Consider the following 23,078-nt stretch of genomic DNA (forward strand, 5'->3'; position numbering starts at 1 on the left):
ATGTTTATCAACTGAATGCGGAGTATCCGAACATGCCAAAGATGAAAACTAAAAGTGGTGCTGCTAAGCGGTTTCTGAAAACTGCTAACGGTATCAAGCACAAGCACGCTTTCAAGAGCCACATCCTGACCAAAATGTCGACCAAGCGTAAGCGTCAACTGCGCGGTAGCAGCTTGCTGCATCCGTCTGACGTGGCAAAAGTCGAGCGCATGCTGCGCCTTCGTTAATTTTTGGTTAAGAATAGAGGAAGTAACTCATGGCTCGTGTAAAGCGTGGCGTCATTGCCCGTAAACGTCACAAAAAAATTCTGAAACTTGCTAAAGGCTACTACGGCGCTCGCTCGCGCGTATTCCGTGTTGCCAAGCAAGCGGTAATCAAGGCAGGCCAATACGCCTACCGTGACCGTCGTCAGAAAAAACGTCAGTTCCGCGCTCTGTGGATCGCTCGTATCAACGCTGGTGCACGTATCAACGGTCTGTCCTACAGCCGTTTCATCGCCGGCCTGAAAAAAGCGTCCATCGAGATCGACCGTAAGGTTCTGGCTGATCTGGCAGTGAACGAAAAAGCGGCGTTTGCTGCGATTGTCGAGAAAGCTAAAGCCACCTTGGCTTAAGTACCCCCGACAGTCACCCGGGCTCACCTCTGTGGGCTCAGGTGTTAAACGTCATAAATAGGGGAAGAGCCTTCAAGCTCTTCCCCTATTTTGTATCTGGAGTCTGTACATGGAAAACCTGGATGCGCTGGTCTCTCAAGCACTAGAGGCTGTGCAAAGCGCTGAAGATATCAATGCCCTGGAGCAAATCCGGGTTCACTACCTTGGCAAAAAGGGTGAATTGACTCAGGTGATGAAGACCTTGGGGAATTTGCCGGCAGAAGAGCGCCCGCAAGTCGGCGCCCTGATCAACGTTGCCAAGGAGCGTGTCACAGAGGTTCTCAATGCGCGCAAGGCGCTGTTTGAAGAGGCCGATCTGGCCGCCAAACTGTCCGCCGAGTCCATTGATGTGACCCTGCCTGGCCGTGGTCAGACCTCGGGTGGTCTGCATCCGGTTACTCGCACTCTGGAACGTATCGAACAGTTCTTCACCCATATTGGCTACGGCATTGCCGAAGGCCCTGAGGTCGAAGACGACTATCACAACTTCGAGGCGCTCAACATCCCAGGCCATCACCCGGCCCGGTCGATGCATGACACCTTCTATTTCAATGCGAACATGTTGCTGCGCACCCATACCTCGCCGGTACAGGTCCGCACCATGGAATCGAAACAGCCGCCGATCCGCATCGTCTGCCCAGGCCGTGTGTATCGCAGTGACTCCGATATCACTCACTCGCCGATGTTCCACCAGGTCGAAGGCCTGCTGGTCGACCGCGATATCAACTTCGCCGACCTGAAAGGGACCATCGAAGAGTTCCTGCGCGTGTTCTTCGAAAAAGAACTGGCAGTGCGTTTCCGTCCTTCGTATTTCCCGTTCACCGAGCCGTCCGCCGAAGTCGACATGGAATGCGTGATGTGCAGCGGTAAAGGCTGCCGCGTCTGCAAGCAGACTGGCTGGCTGGAAGTGATGGGCTGCGGCATGGTTCACCCGAACGTGTTGCGCATGTCCGGGATCGACCCGGAAGAGTTTTCGGGCTTTGCCTTCGGCATGGGCGTTGAGCGTCTGGCCATGCTGCGTTACGGCGTGAACGACTTGCGTCTGTTCTTCGACAACGACTTGCGGTTCCTCGCGCAATTTCGCTAGTCGTAACGAATTCTTAGGAGAGCAGGATGAAATTCAGTGAACAATGGCTGCGCGGCTGGGTAAGCCCGCAGGTAAGTCGCGACGAGCTGGTTGCTCGTCTGTCGATGGCCGGTCTTGAGGTCGATAGCGTTACGCCGGCCGCCGGTGAATTCAGTGGCGTGGTGGTGGGCGAGGTGCTGAGCACCGAGCAGCACCCGGACGCCGACAAGCTGCGTGTTTGCCAGGTCAGCAATGGCACGGAGACCTTCCAGGTAGTTTGCGGCGCGCCAAACGTGCGCCCGGGCCTGAAGATCCCGTTCGCCATGATCGGTGCCGAACTGCCAGGCGACTTCAAAATCAAGAAAGCCAAGCTGCGTGGCGTTGAGTCCAACGGCATGCTGTGCTCGCAAGCCGAACTGCAAATCGGTGAAGGCAACGATGGCCTGATGGAATTGCCGGCCGAAGCGCCGGTCGGTCAGGATATTCGTGAATACCTGAGCCTGGACGACGCCAGCATCGAGGTCGACCTGACCCCGAACCGCGGCGACTGCCTGTCCCTGGCCGGTCTGGCCCGTGAAGTCGGTGCGCTCTATGCTGCCGAAGTCACGCGCCCGGTCGTTGCCAGTGTTCCAGCCGCGCACGATGAAGTGCGTTCGGTTGAGGTCCTGGCGCCCGCCGCTTGCCCGCGTTACCTGGGGCGCGTGATCCGTAACGTCGACCTGTCCAGGCCTACGCCGCTGTGGATGGTCGAGCGTCTGCGTCGCGCTGACGTGCGCAGCATCGATGCCGCCGTCGACATCACCAACTACGTGATGCTGGAACTGGGTCAACCGCTGCACGCTTTCGATCTCGCCGAAATCAATGGCGGCATCCGCGTGCGTATGGCCGAAGAGGGCGAGAAGCTGGTGCTGCTCGACGGTCAGGAAGTCAGCCTGCGTAGCGATACGCTGGTGATTGCCGACCACTCCCGCGCCCTGGCGATTGCTGGCGTGATGGGTGGCGAGCACAGCGGTGTTTCCGCGACCACTCGCGATGTGTTCCTTGAAAGCGCGTTCTTCGATCAGATCGCCGTTGCTGGCAAGGCTCGTTCCTACGGCCTGCACACCGACGCCTCGCACCGCTACGAGCGTGGCGTGGACTGGCAGCTGGCCCGTGAAGCCATGGAGCGCGCCACTGGCCTGCTGCTGGAAATCACCGGCGGCGAAGCTGGCCCGATCATCGAAACCGTCAGCGAGCAGCACCTGCCGTCGATTGCTCCGGTCACCCTGCGTGCCCAGCGCATCACCCAGATGCTGGGTATGGAAATGGACTCAGCCGAAGTCGAGCGTCTGCTCAGCGCTTTGGGTCTGAAGATTTCCGCGGACGGGGCAGGGCAGTGGCGCGTAGAAGTGCCAAGCCATCGCTTCGATATCAGCCTGGAAGTCGACCTGATCGAAGAATTGGCCCGTCTGTACGGTTACAACCGTCTGCCGGTTCGCTACCCGCAAGCCCGTCTGGCACCGCAAGCCAAGGCTGAAGCGCGTAGCGATTTGCCTGAGCTGCGCCGCCTGCTGGTGGCTCGTGGTTATCAGGAAGCGATCACCTACAGCTTCATCGATCCGAAGCAGTTCGAACTGTTCAACCCAGGCGTCGAGCCTCTGTTGCTGGCCAACCCGATCTCCAACGACATGGCCGCCATGCGTTCGTCACTATGGCCGGGTCTGGTCAAGGCGCTTCAGCACAACCTGAACCGTCAACAGGACCGCGTCCGTCTGTTCGAAAGCGGCCTGCGCTTCGTCGGTCAGCTGGAAGGCCTGAAGCAAGAGCCGATGCTGGCCGGTGTGGTCTGCGGCGGCCGTCTGCCGGAAGGCTGGGCACAAGGTCGCGATACCGTGGACTTCTTCGACGTCAAAGCCGACGTGGAAGCGGTGCTGGGCTTTGCCGGTGCACTGGATTCGTTCAAATTCGTACCAGGCAGCCACCCTGCGTTGCACCCGGGTCAAACCGCGCGCATCGAGCGTGAAGGTCGCGTAGTCGGTTACATCGGCGCTATCCACCCTGAATTGTCGAAAACCCTCGGTCTCGACCGTCCGGTCTTCGTTTTTGAGCTGGTGCTGGCCGAAGTGGCGTTGGGCAAAATGCCTAAATTCAGCGAGTTGTCGCGCTTTCCTGAAGTGCGTCGAGACCTTGCGCTGCTGGCGGACAAAGACGTTGCAGCCAGTGCCGTACTGGACGTAATCCGTGAAAATGCAGGCGAATGGCTGACGGACCTCAGGCTATTTGACGTGTATCAGGGTAAAGGTATTGATCCGCATAGAAAAAGCCTTGCAGTTGGCTTGACCTGGCAGCATCCATCGCGCACTCTTAATGACGATGAGGTGAATACCACGACGCAAAACATCCTCACCTCGCTCGAACAAAGGTTGAACGCCACGTTAAGGAAGTGACGTATGGGGGCTTTGACGAAAGCTGAGATGGCGGAACGTCTGTATGAAGAGCTGGGCCTGAACAAGCGGGAGGCCAAGGAATTGGTCGAACTGTTCTTTGAAGAAATCAGGCACGCTCTTGAAGACAACGAACAGGTGAAGTTGTCCGGTTTCGGCAACTTCGACCTTCGTGACAAACGCCAGCGGCCTGGCCGCAATCCGAAAACGGGAGAAGAAATCCCGATCACGGCTCGCCGTGTGGTCACCTTTCGTCCAGGGCAGAAGTTGAAGGCCCGAGTTGAGGCTTATGCTGGAACCAAGTCATAACGACGAGCTTCCCGTCATCCCAGGCAAACGCTACTTCACTATTGGTGAAGTCAGCGAGCTTTGTGCGGTAAAACCGCACGTGCTGCGCTACTGGGAGCAGGAGTTTCCTCAACTCAACCCCGTCAAGCGCCGCGGAAATCGCCGGTACTATCAGCGCCAGGATGTGCTGATGATCCGGCAGATCCGCGCGTTGCTCTACGACCAGGGGTTCACCATCGGTGGAGCGCGCCTGCGCCTTTCCGGCGATGAAGCCAAAGACGACACCACTCAATACAAGCAAATGATCCGCCAGATGATCGCCGAGCTCGAAGATGTTCTGGTGGTACTCAAGAAATAAATTCCTGCTTTTAAATACTTCCAGTTTTCAAAAGCTTGCGATATATTCTTGAGCGTTCCTCGAGATGAGGAACAGGTTTCACGCCTAGTCGGGGCGTAGCGCAGTCCGGTAGCGCACTAGCATGGGGTGCTAGGGGTCGAGTGTTCGAATCACTCCGTCCCGACCATATTTGAAGAAAAAACCCAGCCTTTCAGGTTGGGTTTTTTTATGCCTGAAAATCCCTTCCTTTCATATTTTCGTGTGAATACACCTCGGATTTGGCACGCGGTTACGTACTTTTTCCTGCCAACTCTCACACCTCAAGAAAATGAGAACCACGCCACAAAAGGCGTCCTCGACTATTTTTTGCCCCTCTGAATTGCACTTTTCTGGCTACCCACGGACTAACGGCGCGTGTAGGAAGTTTCACTATCAGGGACGTGCCGTGTTTTTTATACCTCATCCATTTGTTCGTTCGCTGGCTTTTGGGCTTGGTCGTGTGGCGGTGCAACGCTCCTTATGCGTGCTCTCCATCGTCGCCAGTTTCTCCGCCTCAGCTGCCGAACCCGTTGCGCCCGCGCAGCAGTTGCTCCGTCAGCAGGAGCGCGAACGGGTCTTGCGCGAGCAGCTCGAACCCTCTCCTGACGTACGCCTCAAGGCCTCCCCGGATGATGGTCAGGGCCTGCTGCCGGCCAATGAAACGCCATGCTTCACGATTCGCCATATCGTGCTCGAAGGTGAGGATTCAGCCGCCTTCCAGTGGGCGCTGCGTGCTGCCAACCCGGCGTCCGATCCGGCGCTGAACCGTTGCCTGGGGGCCGCGGGCATCAACCTGACCATGAAGCGCATACAGAACCTGATCATCGCGCGGGGTTTCGTCACCACGCGGGTGCTGGCCGCCCCTCAGGACCTGAGCCAAGGGACGCTTGCTCTGGTACTGGTTCCGGGACGCATCAAACACATTCGGTTTGCCGACGGCACCTCGTCGCGGGCGACGCTGTGGAACGCCATGCCCGCCCAACCCGGTGATCTGTTGAACCTGCGGGACATCGAGCAAGCCCTGGAGAACTTCAAGCGGGTGCCCACGGCCGAAGCTGACGTGCAGATTACGCCGGCAAACGACGCTGACGCCAAGCCGGGAGAAAGCGATGTGGTGATCCTCTGGAAGCAAGCTTCCGTGGCGCGCCTGAGTCTGTCGACGGACGACTCGGGCACCTACGACACCGGTAAATATCAGGGCAATGTCGCGCTGTCGCTGGACAATCCGTTGGGGCTCAATGACCTGTTCTATGCCAGTTTCAGCCACAACCTGGGCGGCGGCAAAAGTGGTGATCGTGGTTCTGAAGGGCACACCCTGCACTATTCGCTGCCGTACGACTACTGGCAACTGGGCCTGACGTCCAGCGAGTACGACTATCACCAGACCGTGGCCGGGAGCAATCAGACTTATGACTATCAGGGCCACAGTAGCAACGTCGAACTGAAACTTTCACGACTGCTCTACCGCGATGCCGTACGCAAGACGTCGGCATGGGCCAGTGGCTGGTCGCGCACCTCCAGCAACTCTATCGACGACACCGAAATTGAAGTGCAGCGCCGGCGTATGGCGGGCTGGGAGCTGGGGCTCGATCACCGCGAGTTCATGGGCAGCAATACCCTGGATCTGGGCCTGAGCTATCGACGTGGAACCGGGGCGGACCATGCCTTGCGAGCACCGGAAGAAGACCTCGGCGAGGGGACGTCACGGCCGAAGATCATCAGCGCCAACGCCCAGTTGCAAACCCCGTTCCGTCTGGGGACGCAGCAGTTTCGCTACATCGGCGCTTGGCGCGGCCAATGGAATCGCTCGCCGTTGATCGCTCAGGATCGTTTCTCCATTGGTGGGCGCTACAGCGTCCGCGGGTTCGATGGCGAACAGATCCTCTCCGCCGAACGCGGCTGGACCTTGCGCAATGACCTGGGCTGGTTCGTCTTTCAGAGCGGCCAGGAACTCTATCTCGGCGTCGACTATGGCGAGGTCGGCGGACATTCCAGCCAGTCCTTGTCCGGGCGCCGTCTGGCGGGCTCGGTGGTCGGTGTGCGGGGCGGCTACAAGCAGTTTTCCTATGACCTGTTCGTCGGCCAACCGCTCATCAAGCCCAGCCATTTCGAAACGGCCGCCGTAACCACGGGCTTCAACCTCAACTGGTCGTTTTGACGGAGACCGGCATGCACTTCGACAGTCTTGAAATCCTTGCCCCCCAGCTGTCCGACGAACCCTGGAACGAGGCGACCGTGTTCGGTTCCGCCGTCTGGTTGTGGATGCAGTCGGCGGCGCATCGTGATGCGCCGCTACATACCTTGTCGGCACTGCTGCTGCCGGCGATCAAGCAGCGCCAGTTCATGCTCGCCAGCGAGCAAGGCACGCCGGTGTTTTTCATGTCCTGGATGAACCTCAGTGCCGAGGCCGAGCAGCGCTATCTGAACAATGCTCCGGTGTGCATGTCTGAGGCTGACTGGAACAGTGGCGAGCGTCTTTGGATCAGCGACTGGGTCGCGCCTTTCGGGCATACCCGACAACTGTCGAGACTGCTGCTGCGTCGGCTCTGGCCGCAACGCTTTGGCCGCTTCCTGGAGCATCGGGGCGATGAGCGCGGCTTTCGTATCAAGAAGTGGCAGGGCATCGGAGTCCTGCCCGCCGAGGCGCGCGCCTGGTTCGCCGCTCACCCGCTGCTTCAGTAGCTTTCGGCCTCATTATTTTGGCGTCTGGCGCATCTGTGGCCTGGCGCAGTTCAAAAGGAATTGATCATTAACAAGCATCTGTATCGGATCATTTTCAACAAGGCGCGTGGCCTGTTGATGGTGGTTGCCGAAAATGTGAGCAGCGGCTCGAAATCAGCCGGTGGTAGTGCAACCGGTACAACGTCTGGCGGCGGTTGCGTAGTCCGCCTGACACCCCTGCGTTTTGCCCTGATGGCGGCGCTCGGCCTGATCATGCTGGACGCCTCGTCGGCCCAGGCGGCCGTGGTCGCCGACCCCGGCGCGCCGGCCGCGCAGCAGCCGGGAATCGGGGTGACCGGGAACGGGGTAGCCCAGGTCAACATCACCGCGCCCAGCGCGGGCGGTGTGTCACGCAATACCTATCAACAGTTCGACGTCGATCGGCGTGGCGTGATCCTCAATAACTCGGCAACCAGCACTCAGACCCAGCTGGGCGGCTGGGTGGACGCCAATCCGGCGTTGGGTCGCGGCACGGCGCGGGTGATCCTCAACGAAGTCAATTCGAGCAATCCGAGCCAGCTCAACGGCTATGTCGAAGTGGCCGGATCCAGGGCGCAGGTGGTGATCGCCAACCCGTCCGGGATCAGCTGTGATGGCTGTGGTTTCATCAACGCCAATCGCTCGACCCTCACCACTGGCAAGGCGCAGTTCGAGAACGGGGTACTGCAGGGTTATCAAGTCGACGGCGGCAAGATAACCGTCAACGGTGCCGGGATGGATACGCGTGACAGCGATTACACCGAAGTCATCGCGCGCACCGTCGAGGTCAACGCGGGCATCTGGGCCAAGGACTTGAACATCCAGGCCGGCAAGACCAGCGCCGACAACGGCGCAGCGGGCACGCCGGTGGTCGGCATTGATGTTGCGCAACTGGGCGGTATGTATGCCGGCAAGATCGTTCTGGTGGGCAATGGCGCGGGTGTCGGGGTACGCAATGCCGGGCAGATCGGCGCCAGTGTCGGCGATGTGGTCATCCGGGCAGACGGGCGTCTGGAAAACAGCGGGCAGATCAGCAGTGCCGGTTCGACCACGGTCGAGACAGGCACCGGAGTCCAGAACAGTGGCACGCTGTACGCCAAGGGCGACCTGACGCTCAATACCTCGTCCGACCTCGACAACAGCGGTATCGTGTCCGCCCAGGGCAATACCCGGGTGACGGTAGCGAACCTGCGCAGCACCAGCGGCTCGACCCTGGCCGGCGGGGTACGCAATGCCGGGCAGATCGGCGCCAGTGTCGGCGATGTGGTCATCCATGCAGACGGGCGTCTGGAAAACAGCGGGCAGATCAGCAGTGCCGGTTCGACCACGGTCGAGGCCGGCACCGGAGTCCAGAACAGCGGCACGCTGTACGCCAAGGGCGACCTGACGATCAATACCTCGGCCGACCTCGACAACAGCGGTATGGTGGCCGCCCAGGGCAATACCCGGGTGACGGTTGCGAACCTGCGCAGTACCAGCGGCTCGACCCTGGCCGGCGGGGTCGACAGCAGTGGCAAGCTGGGTCAGACCGGCGGATTGACCCTGGACGCTTCGGGCCAGCTCAGCGCCCACGGGCAGAATATCGCCGCCGAGAGTTTGCAGGCCCAGGCAGGGGCCCTCGACTTGAGCGACAGTCAGACCTCCGCTGCCCAAGTGACGCTCACCAGCCGCCAGGGTGATGTCGATGTCAGCCGCGCGCGCGTGGCCGCAAAGGGCACGCTGACCGCCACTGCTGCGAAGGTTTTGCGCACCGATGGCGCCAAAGTCAGTGCGGCTCAAGTGGGGATCAAGGCCGGTCAGTTGTCCAACGTGAAAGGCGAAGTCCTGCAGAGCGGCCTTTCACTCACGAGCATTGATTTGCAGGGAGCACTGGATAACAGTCAAGGTGTGATCGCCAGTCAGGGCGCACTGAAAGTCACCGCCGCCTCGCTGAACAACTACCAAGGCAGCCTCGGTTCGGTGAAGTCGAGCCTGACACTGACGGCCACGAACGGCTTGGTGGACAACAGGAGCGGTCACCTTGAGGCGCTGCAATCGATCGCGCTGGTCTCGGGCCAGTTGCTCAACACCGCAGGCTTCGTCGGTGCCGGGCAGGCCCTGGACATCAGAGCGGGGACCATCGGCAATGGCGGCGCCGGGCAACTACAGAGCGGTACCAGTACGACAATCGTGGGTGCCAGCCTCGACAATCACGGTGGACGCATCGAAGCGCTGGGCGACCTCACGTTCACTATCGACGGCAAGCTCGATAACAGCAGCGGTCTGATTCGCACCGGTGCTGATCTGCTGATGACCGCGGCGCAGATCGACAACGCGGGCACCCAAGGCCTGGATCAAGGTATTGGAGGGCGCACTCTCACCCTTACCGCCGATCAGTTGGGCAACCAGGGCGGCTCGATCATTGCCGATCAGGCACTGACCTTGACCGGAAGCGGTGTGGTGAACAACCAGTCCGGGAAGATCTCGGCCGGTACTCAGTTTTTGCTGACTGACCGTAACCTGGCGGCTAAAACCCAAACCGTGAGCAACCAGGGCGGCACCTTGGTCGCCGGACGCTCGTTGACGCTCAACAGCGCCAGCTATAGCGGCAGCGGTCAGGCCTTGAGCCTGGGTGATCTGTCCTTCACGCTTAATGGCGATTACGTCAACACCGGCCTGCTGCAGGCCAATGGCAACCTGACACTGGCAACCACGGGGCTACTGAGCAACCAGGCCAGCTTGCAGGCGGGTAACCTGCTGACGCTGTCGGCCCGGCAAATCGATAACGCCGCGGTCGGTGTGATCAGTGCCCCGCAGGTAGAACTGAGAGCCAGCCAGTCGCTGGTCAACCGCGGCCTGATCGACGGCCAGTCCACCCGGCTGAGTGCGCCCACCCTGAGCAACCTGGGTACCGGGCGAATCTACGGTGACCAGCTGTCGCTGGCAGCGGGCACGCTGACCAATACCGTCGAAAACGGCACGGCGGCGGTGATTGCCGCCCGCGTACGGCTGGATATCGGTGCGCAATACCTGAACAACAGCGAACACGGGTTGATCTTCAGTGTCGGTGACATGGCCATCGGTGGGGCGCTGGACAGCGCCTACCAGGCCACCGGTCAAGCCCGCGAACTCAATAACGCCAGCGCGACCATCGAGGCCCTCGGCGGCCTGACGTTGAACGCAGCTTCTGTGCGCAACACCAACGAACACTTCTCGACACGCGAGGTCGAGGTCTCGCGCCAGGCGCTGCAACAGTATCAATTGACCGGCTCGGTCAATCGCTACGATCCGAATCAGATTTCGACCTATAACAACGAAGTCGACATTCTGGTGACACCCGAAGGTAGTAATGACGACTGGAACCGCTACAACCTGACCCGTGTCGTGACCCAAACCCAGATTGCCAGTTCCGATCCCGGGCAAATACTCGCCGGCGGCAATCTGCGCATCAACGCGGACCAGATCCTCAACGACAAGAGTCGGATCATCGCCGGTGGCGCGTTGCAAGCCAGCGCGAACAGCCTGACCAACACCGAAGTCGCCGGACAGCAGGTCACCACGGACAGCGGCGCACTCGAACACTTTTATCGCATCCAGCGCAAAGGCCGCGACCGTCAGGGGATCGACTCTGCTGCCTACAACCCGGCGCCCAGCGTGCAGGCCATTTCCTTGCAACCGACGGTCTATAAACAGAACACCGCCCCGCAAGGCAGTGGCACCCAGCTCGCCAGCCTGAGTCTTGGGAAGGTGGGCGCTAGCGAGGTGTCCAGCCGCACGATCACTGCACCCAGCCTCACGCCGATCAGCGAGGTACTGGCCAACGCCACCAACAACGTCGGTGGCGTGGCAGAGCGCATTCTCACTGGCGGGGTGAACATCGCCTTGCCGGACAACGCATTGTTTCGGTCGATGCCCAGCAGCACCTCCGGCTATCTGATCGAGACCGATCCGCGCTTCACCAACTATGCCAAATGGCTGTCTTCGGATTACATGCTCGGCAGGCTGAACCTGAACCCGGCGGCGACCCAGCAACGCATGGGTGATGGTTTCTATGAGCAGAAGTTGATTCGCGAGCAGGTGGCGCAACTGACCGGTCGCCGTTTCGTCGACGGCTATGCCAACGACGAAGCGCAGTACCGAGGCCTGATCGACAACGCCGTCACCTACGCCAATAGCTGGAAGCTGATTCCCGGTGTGGCTCTGAGCGCCGAACAGATGGCCCAGTTGACCAGCGATATCGTCTGGTTGGTGGCCAAGAATGTCACCTTGGCCAGTGGCGAAGTACGCAGCGTGCTGGTACCGCAGGTGTATGTGCGGGTCCGTGATGGTGACATCAACGGTGCGGGCGGGTTGATGGCCGGGCAACAACTGAACCTGAACGTGACGGGCAATCTGGTCAACAGCGCGAGCTTGTCGGGACGTCAAGTGGTCGCGATCAAGGCGGACACGCTCAATAACCTGGAAGGGCGCATTCAAGGCAGCACCGTCAGCCTTGATGCGACGCAGGACCTGAACAATCTCGGTGGCCAGATCGCCGCCGACAAGAGCCTGATGGTCAGTGCCGGGCGTGATCTGAATGTGCGGTCCAGCACGATCACCACGCACAGTGCGCAAGGCAGCCAGACCAACCTGTCGCGGGTCGCGGGTCTGTTCGTTTCCGATCCGGCGGCCAGCCTGTTGGCCACTGCCGGACGTGACATCAACCTGCAGGGCGCGCAGCTGGTCAATAGCGGCAGCGCCGGTGTCACCAGCCTGTCCGCCGGTCGTGACTTGAACCTGACGACGGTCATCGAGAGCCGCGACCAGAGCAACCACTGGGACAAAGACAACTGGCGTACCGAAACCAGCCGTAGCGAGAGTGGCAGCAGCCTCAAGACCCAGGGCGACCTGGGCCTTCGTGCCGGCAACGACCTCAACGCGCGTGCCGCCAGCCTCAGCAGCACCGCCGGTGCGGTGATTGCCCAGGCGGCGCGGGATGTCAATCTGACGGCCGGCGAGAACGCGCGCAGCGCCGACGAAGCGCACAAGGTCAAAGGCAGCAATGGCTTCCTTTCCAGCAAAACCACGACCACCCGCGACTCCACCAGTGAAACCACAGCCCAGGGCTCGCACCTCGATGCGCAGCAACTGGCGGTCCAGGCTGGTCGCAACCTGGTGGTTCAAGGTAGCCAAGTGGTCGCGGAAAAAGGCGCGGCGCAGCTCCAGGCCGGCAACGATATTTCGATTATCGCCGCGGTCGACAGCATGCAGACGCGCCACGACAAAGACAGCAACAGCCGCAGCCTGGGTGGATTCAAGGCCAGCAAAGTGACCGACAAGGTCAGCGAAAGCCGGACCACGGCGGTCGGCAGCCTGGTCTCCGGCAACAGCGTCGATGTCCACGCAGGGCAAGACGGACTGGTCCGCGGCTCGTCGCTGGTGAGCACCGCGGACCTCTCGGTGAACGTGGGGCGCGATCTGCAGATCGACGCGGCGCAAAACACCTTCAGCCGCGACGAACTGCACAAGGAAAAGAACCACGACTTCACCGGCGTTCTGACGGGGAACAAGCTGGGCCTCGATGACATGACCGGCAACCAGCACCTGTCCACCAGCAGCCAGAACCATACCGGTGACGCCTCGGAAACCACCTTGACCGGCAGCACCCTCGGTTCCAGTGCCGGCAACGTGTCGCTCAATGCCGGTCGCACGCTCGGCGTGACCGCCAGTGACCTGGTCAGCACCCAGAGCATGAGCCTGACCGGTGCCAACGTGACCCTCGCCGCCGGTATGGCAAGCGCGAGTCAGAACAGCACCGACGAGAGCCGCAGCCTGGCGGTGGGGCGAGTGGTGGGCGGCATGGTGATCGATAGCATCAACACCATGCGTAGCGCGATCAAGGCCGCGAACAGCGCGGACGATCCTCGACTCAAGGCTGTGAAGTGGGCGCAGGCGGCGTTGGCGGGTTACAACCTGGGGGGCGCCTCGTCGGATGCCTACGATGGTCGGTCGGGCTATGCGGATAAGAAAGGCGGTTCCGGCAGCAATGGTTCGTTGATCAAGATCGGCACCGAGCTGGCGAGCACTCACAACACCAGCACCAGCGAGTACGACAGCCAGACCGCCAAACAAAGCTCGCTCACGGCCGGTAAAACCCTGACGATCATCGCCGATGGCAGCGCGCCGGGAACGGCGGGCGATATTCACGTCATTGGCAGTAGCCTGAAAGCCGCCGATACGCTGTTGCAGGCAAAAAACAACCTCACCCTGGAAAGTGCGCAGAGCACCGCAAACTGGGCCAACGACAGCAATAACGACCGAACCGCCATTGGCGTCAGTTTCAATATCGGCGAACAGAATGGCTTCACCCTCGACCTGGGCGCGTCCATCGCCAAGAGCATGGGTACCGGCGATTCGGTCACCCAGGTCAACAGCACGCTGGATACCGGTTCACTGGTCCTGCGCAGTGGACAGGACACCACCCTGGCTGGCGCGCAGGTCCGGGCGCAGAGCATCAAGGCGGATATCGGCGGCAACCTCACTATCACCTCGCGCCAGGACAGCGAGACGCAGAAGAGCGAGCAGGGCAGTGCCGGTTTCGGCGGCAGTATTTGCATTCCGCCGTTCTGCTACGGCGCGCCCGTGACGGCTTCCGCCAGCCTGGCCGCCGGCAACATGAACAGCAACTACAAGGCGGTGACGGATCAGAGCGGGCTGTTCGCCGGGGCAGGTGGTTACAACATTCATGTCGGCGACAAGACCACGCTGCAAGGCGCGGTGATTGCCAGTGAGGCGTCTGCGGACAAGAACCTGCTGGACACGAATCGGTTGATTGTCAGTGACATTAAAAACGTCAGCGAGATCACGAGTCAGTCGGCTGGCTTGAGCGTGTCCTATAGCAGTAAATCCGGGTCGACGCTGGGGGGTAGCATTCCGCTGTCGCTGAGCGACTCGGACCACAGCAGCACACGCAGTGCGGTCAGCGAAGGCACGATAGTCGTGCGTAGCGCCGAGGGCGCGAATGATCTGGTCGGACTCAATCGCGATACCGCGAACGCCAATCAGAAGCTGGACAAGCCTGACCAGAAGGCGATGCAGGAGCGAATCGACCTTATTCAAAGCACCGTGCAATTGGCCACCGGCATCGTAGGCGCGGTGGCCAAAGCCAAGGCGGATACTGCGAATAAATTGGCAGAAGAGGCGAAAACGGACGCGAAGGTAGCGCCGGCGGCGAACGCGGCTGCGGCAGAGGCGGTCAGTTGGAACATTGGTGGTGACAAGCGGCTTATGGCCGACATTGCCACGGGCCTGATCGCTGCTGGATTGGGGGGAGTGGGAGGGGCGACGGCGGTGGGTATCGTGGCCAATACCACGGCAGCAGATACCTATAAGGCGATCGGCGACTACGCCGATCAGCGCGAATTCGAAGCCACTGACAGCGTGGTCAAAAAGGCCTGGGGCGAAGGCGGAGCGGCGCGAATCCTGCTGCATACCCTGGCAGGCGCTACGCAGGGGTTGTCCAGTGGCAATGCGCTTGCCGGCGCACAGGGTGCGGCAGCGTCGGCGACGTTTATGCCGATGGTGGACAAGGCGCTGAAAGACAGCAGCGTCAAGGAAAGCGAGCGCAACTCACTTGCTACCTTGATCTCGGCTGGGGTTGGTGCGGCCGCCGCCTCGGGAGGCAATCTGGGCGGGCAAGTGACGGCGGCGATCACCGGCAACGCCGTGGATGCCTACAATCGCCAGTTGCACCCGAAAGAAATCCCCCTGCTCAAAAATGAAGCGCCTGCGTTGGCGCTGGCGGCAGGTATTAGTGTGGAAGAAGCGGAGACCCGTCTGGGCCGGGCATTGGCTTACTACACCGATGCTGGCTGGCATAGCTTGCTCAGCAGCAAGGGCTTGCCGCCGGATCAAACCACCCTGACATACCTGGGGCGGGCACTGGCACCGCTGGGCAGCACCTATGACCCAGGCCCGACGACGGGCGACGTGCCCGTTCTCACCTCGGCCAACAAGACCTATACCCCTGATGAAACCCTGAGTCTTGTGCAGAATTATCAGCTCACTCATTCCGCAGCGTATGCGGACAATAAGATTAACCTGAGCTACCTGAGACCGATAGCGGAGCTCGATCCGGGGCAAACCGAGGCGATCGATTTCTACAACGAGCGCTTGAATCTCAAGGAAGGGGCTAATATCCGGCAGGTTCTCAGCGCCGGTCTTTACAGCGCCAGCGGTGATGTCGTAGGCCAAGGGCAGGCGCTGGCCGGTATCGCTGAAGGTATCTTTTCGCTGGGCAAAAGCTTGGTCACTCACCCCGTCGATACCTCCGATCAGATTGCCAATGGTCTGGTCGTGATGGCTTCGCGTCCTGGCGAACTGGTAAGCGGGCTTTGGAATGAGGGCCAAGAGACCTATGGGCTCGCCAAGCTTTACGAGCTGCAGGATGACCCCTACGCCAGCGCTGCGTTGAAGGCCAAGTATAAAGCCGAGTGGGCGGCGAGCATGTTTCCGGTCAGCCGGGTGAGCAATCTTGCGAAGATTGGCAACCTTGCTAAGCTGGGCGACGAGTTGGTTGTGGCTGGGCGGGGGATAGATGATGTAAAAGGGGCCGCAGATGCGTTCACGGGGCAGGTTGCAGGTAACGTTGGGGACTTTAGTAGCGGGCTAGGGGCAAGGAGTGTAGGAGAAACGGCAGAGGTTGCTGCAAAAGATACAGCGAAGTTTTTTGAACTTGCTACTGCAGATGACTTGGCTTTAACTAGAGCAAAGTATAATTTGCCAGATGGAAACACGATAGGTGTCGCTAGAACGGATATTCCTGGGTTTGAATCAGAGGTTATCGAAGGCCTTTCACCAGTACTACGTCGTAATTCTGGGCTGCCAAGCCTAGATGACCTATACGGAGAGGCAAGAGTAATTAAGTCGCCCTATAACAACCCGCTATTTACTCGGCATGCGGAAGAAGATCTGTTTAATAATGTGGCTAATAAAATTGACAGGCAAGGACTAACATCTGTCCAATTAGATGGCCGGGTTGTGGATGTGAAGATTTCTAATGCAAGTGGTATCTGCAATAAGTGTAGTGCAGGCTTAACTGGGAATAGTGACCTGAATGGAGTGGTTAAACAGTTCAGTGAGCGTTATCCTACCCTTCTGCTAAGAGTTACAGCTGAGGGGGGGGCAGCAATGCCAAATCGTCTAACAGTGCTGGTTAAAGGTGGGAGAATAGTTAATGGACAATAAAGAGACTCTTGAGGTCATTGACAGTATGGTGTGGGTGAAGAAAGCCTCAATTTTTCTTTTGTTGCTTGATTATGCCCTGCGTAATCTTGACTCGGCGAGTAGTACGCAAGAAAGATGTCAGGAGGCAGTTAATAGATGTTGGCTATGGCTGTCTGATCGAGCGCTCAGTGCTGATGAATTAGCATATTACCTAGACTCCGATGAAATGCAGAGCGGGCCGATGGCAGAAGAAAATTTTGCATCTGAAAGCGTAGAGCAAAATAGTTTAATTTTGATTTTGTTGGTAATAGGTTTTATTGCTAATAAGGCCTATAAGGTTGCAGGACTACAAGAGCAAATGTCTGAGCCTATATGTGAGGCGGACGAGAGTTCTTCTGTATATATCGTTGATTATATTGGTCGGATAGGTTTGTCTGGTGTGTTGAGTGTTTATCTATCTGCTAAAACTGAGCTTTGATATAGTTAGACTTCTTAGGGGTAGATCACAGGGATAAGGTGCAAAAGGCGCAGGCACATCTCTAGAGCGAGGTCTTGCCTACGAGAACCCATCGAACCTTATCCAAAATCGTGTAAGTGAAATTCAGTCACAAATACCTGCAAACTCCCAGGGCCGAATAACTATGGGTGTTGCTGTTGTGGAGGATGCGAATGGTATTCGCTCTGTTCTAGTCAGTACTAGCGAGCCTCGTGGTTATCTTCGCCCTGGAGTGAGTTTGCAAGAAGGCGAGAAAGTAGTAGTTGGAACTGGTCACGCAGAGGCCGACATTGTTAGTTATGCCAGTGCTAACGGATTGAAAGTTGTTGATGTTGGTGCGACGAGACCAGTCTGCGCTTCATGTCAGAATGTAATTGAGCCTACAGGGGCCAACGTGTCAATGCCATTAAAACCACTACCAAAGGCTAAGCAATGATTATGCGTTTAGAAACGGTTGAAAAAGGCCTTGTAGAAAGGCTGAAAACAGCTAGCCAAGAACAGCAACGAAGTGCGGTCAGGGTTGCTTGTGAGCTTGCTTTTCAGGCGGTTTCAGTAGGTATGCCTATTGTTGTTGACTCCCTTGAGCAACTACGTTGCGGGGGTAAACTGACGGTTGAACAGATATCTGAGTTAGATAGTTTGGCTGCAAAGTTAGATGAGCAATACTTTGACTTGCAAGACAGGTTGGATGATGAGCAGGGCTTAGATGTAGCTGCCCTTCAACTGTTTAGCCAGGCGCGGGCTGTATCGACGCTGTCCTTAGCCGGCGGAGAAGATTCTCTTATGGCAGCGGCGGAAGCAATATATGAGGCATCATCAGCTATTGATGATGGAACAGGTATTTTTGAAGCTGTGCTTTTGGTTTTGTCAGAACCCTAATCTGAGGCTGTTTTGTGCGGTATAGCCTTTTAGCTGCTGGCCCCAGCATTAGATCTACTACGCCTGCGTCGTGCTTCTTTCAGCAGCTCGACCAGTTGCTCAGTCATGGCCAATAGGAAGGATCCCCAGACGATGGTGACCTAAAAGGGGGCGGATTCTGAGGAATCCCCACAAATCTACTCCAAAACTTGCGCCTGTTGACATACCTCGTCTCGTAACGCGTGCTCAAGTCTCTCCAAGGTTTTTCGAGAGTTTGAGCCGCGCCCGCTGTGCCAGTAAAACAGCGAGCGTTCCGCCTGTAGATGGTGATTGCCCAGCAGCCGATCCACTCGTTTGATGGCATGTTTGGGATAGGCCCGGCCCGGCATGAAACGCCCAAGTCCTGTCAGAGTGAGCCGACGACCTTGGAGCAATGCGCCGACACAACACATCAACGTTTTCAGACGGCGAGAATGGACAGCGGGAAGTGCTTGCGCGAGCGCGCCGTGTAAAAATCGGATGGCCTGCATGGGATCGGGATCTCGTTTTTGTGTGGTGCAATACAAGCTGCCGACCCGTGCAGGTCTCTTCAATTCCTAACGTCTTGATTTGTTGTAAGAAAAAGCAGGGTTTTCTCAGAATCCGTCCCCTTTCGGTCAGACGGGCTGGTGCGCGGCTCGTCACTGGTGAGCACCGCGGACCTCTCGGTGAGCGCGGGGCGCGACCTGCAGATCGACGCGGCGCAAAACACCTTCAGTCGCGACGAACTGCACAAGGAAAAGAACCACGACTTCACCGGCGTGTTGACGGGGAACAAGCTGGGCCTCGATGACATGACCGGCAACCAGCATTTGTCCACCAGCAGCCAGAACCATACCGGTGACTCCTCGGAAACCACCTTGACCGGCAGCACCCTCGGTTCCAGTGCCGGCAATGTGTCGCTCAACGCTGGTCGCACGCTCGGGGTGACCGCCAGCGACCTGGTCAGCACCCAGAGCATGAGCCTGACCGGTGCCAATGTGACCCTCGCCGCCGGTATGGCAAACGCGAGTCAGAACAGCACCGACGAGAGCCGCAGCCTGGCGGTGGGGCGAGTGGTGGGCGGCATGGTGATCGATAGCATCAACACCATGCGTAGCGCGATCAAAGCCGCAAACAGCGCGGATGATCCTCGACTCAAGGCGGTGAAGTGGGCGCAGGCGGCGTTGGCGGGTTACAACCTGGGGGGCGCGTCGTCGGATGCCTACGATGGTCGGTCGGGCTATGCGGATAAGAAAGGCGGTTCCGGCAGCAATGGTTCGTTGATCAAGATCGGCACCGAAGTGGCGAGCACCCACAACACCAGCACCAGCGAGTACGACAGCCAGACCGCCAAGCAAAGCTCGCTCACGGCCGGTAAAACCCTGACGATCATCGCCGATGGCAGCGCGCCGGGAACGGCGGGCGATATTCATGTCATCGGCAGCAGCCTGAAAGCCGCCGATACGCTGTTGCTGGCGAAGAACAACATCACCCTGGAAAGTGCGCAGAGCACCGCGAACTGGGCCAACGACAGCAATAACGACAGAACCGCCATTGGTGTCAGTTTCAATATCGGCCAACAGAATGGCTTCACCCTCGATTTGGGCGCGTCCATCGCCAAGAGCATGGGCACAGGCGATTCGGTCACCCAGGTCAACAGCACGCTGGATACCGGCTCGCTGGTCCTGCGCAGTGGACAGGACACCACCCTGGCTGGCGCGCAGGTCCGGGCGCAGAGCATCAAGGCGGATATCGGCGGCAACCTCACTATCACCTCGCGTCAGGACAGCGAGACCCAGAAGAGCGAGCAGGGCAGTGCCGGTTTCGGCGGGAGCATCTGTATTCCGCCGTTCTGCTACGGCACGCCGGTGGCGGTTTCCGCCAGCCTGGCGGCCGGCAACATGAACAGCAACTACAAGGCGGTGACGGATCAGAGCGGGCTGTTCGCCGGCGCGGGTGGTTACAACATTCATGTGGGCGACAAGACCACGCTGCAAGGTGCGGTGATTGCCAGTGAGGCGTCTGCGGGCAAGAACCTGCTGGACACGAATCGGTTGATTGTCAGTGACATTAAAAACGTCAGCGAGATCAAGAGTCAGTCGGTTGGCTTGAGTGTGTCCTATGGCAGTAAATCCGGGTCGACGGTGGGGGGTAGCGTCCCGCTGTCGCTTAGCGACTCGGACCACAGCAGCACACGCAGTGCTGTCAGCGAAGGCACGATAGTCGTCCGTAGCGCCGAGGGCGCGAATGATCTGGTCGGGCTAAATCGCGATACCGTGAACGCCAATCAGAAGCTGGACAAGCCTGACCAGAAGGCGATGCAGGAGCGGATCGACTTTATTCAAAGCACCGTGCAATTGGCCACCGGCATCGTAGGCGCGGTTGCCAAAGCCAAGGCGGATACTGCGAATAATCTGGTAAAAGAGGTGAAAGAGTCGAAAGAGGGGATGTCGGACGCGCAGCTAGCGGCCGCGAATGCGGCTGCGGCAGATGCGGCCAGTTGGAACATTGGTGGCGACAAGCGGCTTATGGCCGATATTGCCACGGGCCTGATCGCTGCTGGATTGGGTGGGGCGGGAGGCGCGACGGCGGTGGGGATCGTGGCCAATACCACGGCGGCGGATACCTTCAATAAGATTGGCGACTATGCAGAGACGCAGAAACGCAATGCGACGGATGACGCAACTAGAGCCGCCTGGGCTGAAGGTGGTGCTGCGCGGGTGCTGTTGCATGCATTGGCGGGTGCTGCGATGGGGTTGTCGAGTGGCAGTGCCACAAGCGGTGCTTTGGGGGCAGGCGCTTCGGCTGCATTGATGCCTGCTATCGCTGATACCGTGGGTAAAAGCGAAATCAAAGACAAGGATCAGGATGCGTTGATAACCATGATCGCTGCAGGATTGGGCGCATCAGTGGGGACGAGTAATGGGATAACAGGGGCTGTTGTTGCGGGTAATAGCGCGGCTGGGGTAGACGCTTTTAACCGCCGATTACACCCAGATCAGGAAATTCCTCTGCTGAAGGAAAAGGCAGCAGAACTGGAAAAAAACAAAGTTACTGAGTCGGGTGCTCGATGGGAAGACCTCCTGTTGATTGCCAGTGGCGCACAGGTGGATGCGGTTGACCGTGTTCGTTTGAAAGCATTGGTGCAGCGGGCCAGCGGAAACGATACTGAGTCCGAAGGGTTTGCGATGGACATGGGCGTTGCCTATGACGTGGTTACTAAACTGGCCGCTCAAAAAATTCCGCTGACCTGGAGCAACGGTCGTCAGATTGTGGCCGATGGTGCACCGGTGTATGCATTCAACTCTACCCCGGCGCAGCTCAAGGACTCCGCGTTGTTCAATGTGTTTGGCTCCTATGGAGAAGTAACGGTCTATGAACAGTGGAAGCAATACGGCCAGGCTCAGACGAGCCAGTACTCCAATGAAATTCCGCGCCAGTTCGATTCTGTTGTAGGTGATGCTGCTGAACGGTTATCGGTTGTGGCTGGGAAGGGGGTGGGGACGGTAAGCGCTTTTGATTATTTTCTTCTTTCGATGGCGGGGGTGAAACCGGGTAAAATTGTCGTTGACGCTGTTTTGGGGGTGTTTGCGAAGAGGCAAGCTGCAGCAGAGGTGGAGCAGCTTGGTGCAAAATGGGCAGCAGATGCGGCAGAGGCTGCTTCCCCCGTAAAAGCTCCGATCGGGACGCCTCCATGGTACAGTTCTCAAGGTCCGTATAGCGTAAAGCTTTCTGGAGACTATACTTCAAAAACGATGGTTTTTAATGGGCAGGTTGCAGGTGACGTTGGGGACTTTAGTAGCGGGCTAGTGGCAAAGAGTGTAGGAGAAACGGCAGAGGTTGGTGCAAAAGCAACTCCATCCGGTTTGGTTTCTGGAGAAACTGGAGTTGTAGGTATTGGTAAGTCTGCGGCTAACGATGCGAGTTTCGATGGTGCAAAAGCATCTGGTCAGATCGACAACCCTCCAGTGAAGAGTGGATGGAAGGTTGGTGATGATGTTTATAATCAAACGGCTAAAGGCAACGACCCCTCCTGGTCTGCTGTTCGGTCTAGGTTTTGGAAAAACGAGGCTGCTGCTCCCAACGCGGCAAATACATATGGTCCAGAGAATCTGGATCGCATGAGTAAAGGACTCGCACCTCAGCGATACAACGCAGATAAAGGGGGTATTGAGTCTATGGAGCTGAGTCACGAGCCCATTCCTGCTCGGGATGGTGGTAAAGACTTTGTTCCTCGTTGGCCGCAAGACCACTCCGCTGTCGATCCATACAGAAAGCCAGGATACTAAGAAATGACAGAAACGCTTTCTTCAGCTTTTCAACGTACACGAGGGGCACCTGTTCAAGTAGGTGAGCGTCTTGTGTACCCGATCTTTCAAAAAAAAATTAAAGCAGGTCGAAGCAATTTTTTGGCTCGAAGATTGAAGTCATCCATGCAGCCTGTAGCTGGTTTACGTTTAAAAGTAGTAAAAGGTGAACTGGAGGTAAATGACCAACGTCACTCTGAAATTATTCTATGGGAAGATACTAGCCCGGAGTCTGTTTTTTTTTCGGTGCTATCCAAAACAGATTGCGAATTAAAAATTTGGAATGTATGGCGTGTGAACGATATTGTTCAGGCCTGGGTTGGAAATGCAGGGATGGTAATCAGTGAGGAGGGTCGCATAATAAATTTGGAGTGTAGTGGAGGTACTGAAGCAATAGACTTTTCTACTTTGGTGTTTCAAATAGAGTCTATTGATTAAGATTTACCACTAGGTGCAAAAGCGACAGGAGCGGCGTTAGAGAGCGAGGCGACGGGCTTCTTTGGTCAGCAAAGAAAGTATTGACCTAAAAGGGGGGGCGGATTTGAATAACCTAAAAGGGGACGGATTTATTTTATATGCGTGTCCCGTCCTGAATAAGGTTTACACCTTCTGATCTATTTTCAGGAGGGAGTAATGGAATCAGCAAAAAGGCGTAGTCAGCGAGACTACACGCTGACTTTTAAATTGTCGGTCGTCGACCAGGTCGAA

The 23,078-nt window shown here is 58.1% G+C and carries 13 protein-coding genes, 1 tRNA gene and 1 pseudogene; 14 read left to right on the forward strand and 1 reads right to left on the reverse strand.

Annotation, left to right across the window (positions count from 1 at the left end):
• Positions 1-32: 32 nt before the first annotated feature.
• From rpmI to AC1RJ3_RS27895, 12 genes are all read left to right on the forward strand, one after another.
• Positions 33-227: a 50S ribosomal protein L35 gene (gene rpmI / locus AC1RJ3_RS27840; RefSeq protein WP_002553160.1), complete on the forward strand. Its 195-nt coding sequence runs from the start codon at positions 33-35 to the stop codon at positions 225-227.
• 29 nt (positions 228-256) lie between these two features.
• Positions 257-613, forward strand: coding sequence for a 50S ribosomal protein L20 (rplT, locus tag AC1RJ3_RS27845; RefSeq protein WP_007905879.1), 357 nt, complete (start codon positions 257-259; stop codon positions 611-613).
• A 109-nt stretch (positions 614-722) separates the two neighbouring features.
• Entirely contained in the window at positions 723-1,739 is a 1,017-nt protein-coding gene (gene pheS / locus AC1RJ3_RS27850) for a phenylalanine--tRNA ligase subunit alpha (RefSeq protein WP_007905876.1), read from the forward strand.
• A 26-nt stretch (positions 1,740-1,765) separates the two neighbouring features.
• Positions 1,766-4,144: a phenylalanine--tRNA ligase subunit beta gene (pheT, locus tag AC1RJ3_RS27855; protein ID WP_493081646.1), complete on the forward strand. Its 2,379-nt coding sequence runs from the start codon at positions 1,766-1,768 to the stop codon at positions 4,142-4,144.
• Positions 4,145-4,147: 3 nt separating this feature from the next.
• Complete coding sequence (ihfA, locus tag AC1RJ3_RS27860; RefSeq protein WP_002553164.1) at positions 4,148-4,450, forward strand: integration host factor subunit alpha; 303 nt, start codon at positions 4,148-4,150, stop codon at positions 4,448-4,450.
• The gene (locus AC1RJ3_RS27865) at positions 4,431-4,787 is read left to right on the forward strand and encodes a MerR family transcriptional regulator (RefSeq protein WP_003179985.1); all 357 of its coding nucleotides are present in this window, start codon (positions 4,431-4,433) and stop codon (positions 4,785-4,787) included. The genes ihfA and AC1RJ3_RS27865 overlap by 20 nt, the downstream gene beginning before the upstream one ends.
• Before the next feature lie 89 nt (positions 4,788-4,876).
• Positions 4,877-4,953 (forward strand) — tRNA-Pro (locus AC1RJ3_RS27870).
• A 318-nt stretch (positions 4,954-5,271) separates the two neighbouring features.
• A complete protein-coding gene (locus AC1RJ3_RS27875) occupies positions 5,272-6,963 on the forward strand; it encodes a ShlB/FhaC/HecB family hemolysin secretion/activation protein (RefSeq protein ID WP_493081648.1) in 1,692 nt (563 codons plus the stop codon).
• An 11-nt stretch (positions 6,964-6,974) separates the two neighbouring features.
• Positions 6,975-7,487, forward strand: coding sequence for a toxin-activating lysine-acyltransferase (locus AC1RJ3_RS27880; RefSeq protein ID WP_103319800.1), 513 nt, complete (start codon positions 6,975-6,977; stop codon positions 7,485-7,487).
• A gap of 66 nt (positions 7,488-7,553) precedes the next feature.
• Positions 7,554-16,709 (forward strand): two-partner secretion domain-containing protein, encoded by a 9,156-nt coding sequence (locus tag AC1RJ3_RS27885; protein ID WP_493081654.1) that lies wholly within the window; start codon positions 7,554-7,556, stop codon positions 16,707-16,709.
• Positions 16,699-17,166 carry an Imm6 family immunity protein gene (locus AC1RJ3_RS27890; RefSeq protein ID WP_347929562.1) on the forward strand — a complete coding sequence of 156 codons (468 nt, stop codon included), beginning with the start codon at positions 16,699-16,701 and terminating at the stop codon, positions 17,164-17,166. The genes AC1RJ3_RS27885 and AC1RJ3_RS27890 overlap by 11 nt, the downstream gene beginning before the upstream one ends.
• 450 nt (positions 17,167-17,616) lie before the next feature.
• Positions 17,617-18,063 (forward strand): hypothetical protein, encoded by a 447-nt coding sequence (locus tag AC1RJ3_RS27895; RefSeq protein WP_347929563.1) that lies wholly within the window; start codon positions 17,617-17,619, stop codon positions 18,061-18,063.
• A gap of 272 nt (positions 18,064-18,335) precedes the next feature.
• On the opposite strand, the pseudogene AC1RJ3_RS27900 reads toward AC1RJ3_RS27895, so the two are convergent.
• Positions 18,336-18,572: pseudogene (locus AC1RJ3_RS27900) on the reverse strand (IS4 family transposase); the annotation flags it as partial.
• A 138-nt stretch (positions 18,573-18,710) separates the two neighbouring features.
• Between AC1RJ3_RS27900 and AC1RJ3_RS27905 the strand changes: the two are divergent.
• Both AC1RJ3_RS27905 and AC1RJ3_RS27910 read left to right on the forward strand, forming a co-directional pair.
• Complete coding sequence (locus AC1RJ3_RS27905) at positions 18,711-22,352, forward strand: hemagglutinin repeat-containing protein (protein WP_493081651.1); 3,642 nt, start codon at positions 18,711-18,713, stop codon at positions 22,350-22,352.
• A gap of 3 nt (positions 22,353-22,355) precedes the next feature.
• The gene (locus AC1RJ3_RS27910; protein WP_146039797.1) at positions 22,356-22,808 is read left to right on the forward strand and encodes a hypothetical protein; all 453 of its coding nucleotides are present in this window, start codon (positions 22,356-22,358) and stop codon (positions 22,806-22,808) included.
• Positions 22,809-23,078 lie beyond the last annotated feature (270 nt).

Source organism: Pseudomonas sp. GW822-FHT04C11 (assembly GCF_058800905.1).

What these genes read in the sequence shown, in the direction of transcription:
- rpmI (WP_002553160.1), top strand. Translation starts at nt 33, where the DNA reads ATGCCAAAGATGAAAACTAAAAGTGGTGCTGCTAAGCGGTTTCTGAAA.
- rplT (WP_007905879.1), top strand. Translation starts at nt 257, where the DNA reads ATGGCTCGTGTAAAGCGTGGCGTCATTGCCCGTAAACGTCACAAAAAA.
- pheS (WP_007905876.1), top strand. Translation starts at nt 723, where the DNA reads ATGGAAAACCTGGATGCGCTGGTCTCTCAAGCACTAGAGGCTGTGCAA.
- pheT (WP_493081646.1), top strand. Translation starts at nt 1,766, where the DNA reads ATGAAATTCAGTGAACAATGGCTGCGCGGCTGGGTAAGCCCGCAGGTA.
- ihfA (WP_002553164.1), top strand. Translation starts at nt 4,148, where the DNA reads ATGGGGGCTTTGACGAAAGCTGAGATGGCGGAACGTCTGTATGAAGAG.
- AC1RJ3_RS27865 (WP_003179985.1), top strand. Translation starts at nt 4,431, where the DNA reads ATGCTGGAACCAAGTCATAACGACGAGCTTCCCGTCATCCCAGGCAAA.
- AC1RJ3_RS27880 (WP_103319800.1), top strand. Translation starts at nt 6,975, where the DNA reads ATGCACTTCGACAGTCTTGAAATCCTTGCCCCCCAGCTGTCCGACGAA.
- AC1RJ3_RS27890 (WP_347929562.1), top strand. Translation starts at nt 16,699, where the DNA reads ATGGACAATAAAGAGACTCTTGAGGTCATTGACAGTATGGTGTGGGTG.
- AC1RJ3_RS27895 (WP_347929563.1), top strand. Translation starts at nt 17,617, where the DNA reads ATGATTATGCGTTTAGAAACGGTTGAAAAAGGCCTTGTAGAAAGGCTG.
- AC1RJ3_RS27910 (WP_146039797.1), top strand. Translation starts at nt 22,356, where the DNA reads ATGACAGAAACGCTTTCTTCAGCTTTTCAACGTACACGAGGGGCACCT.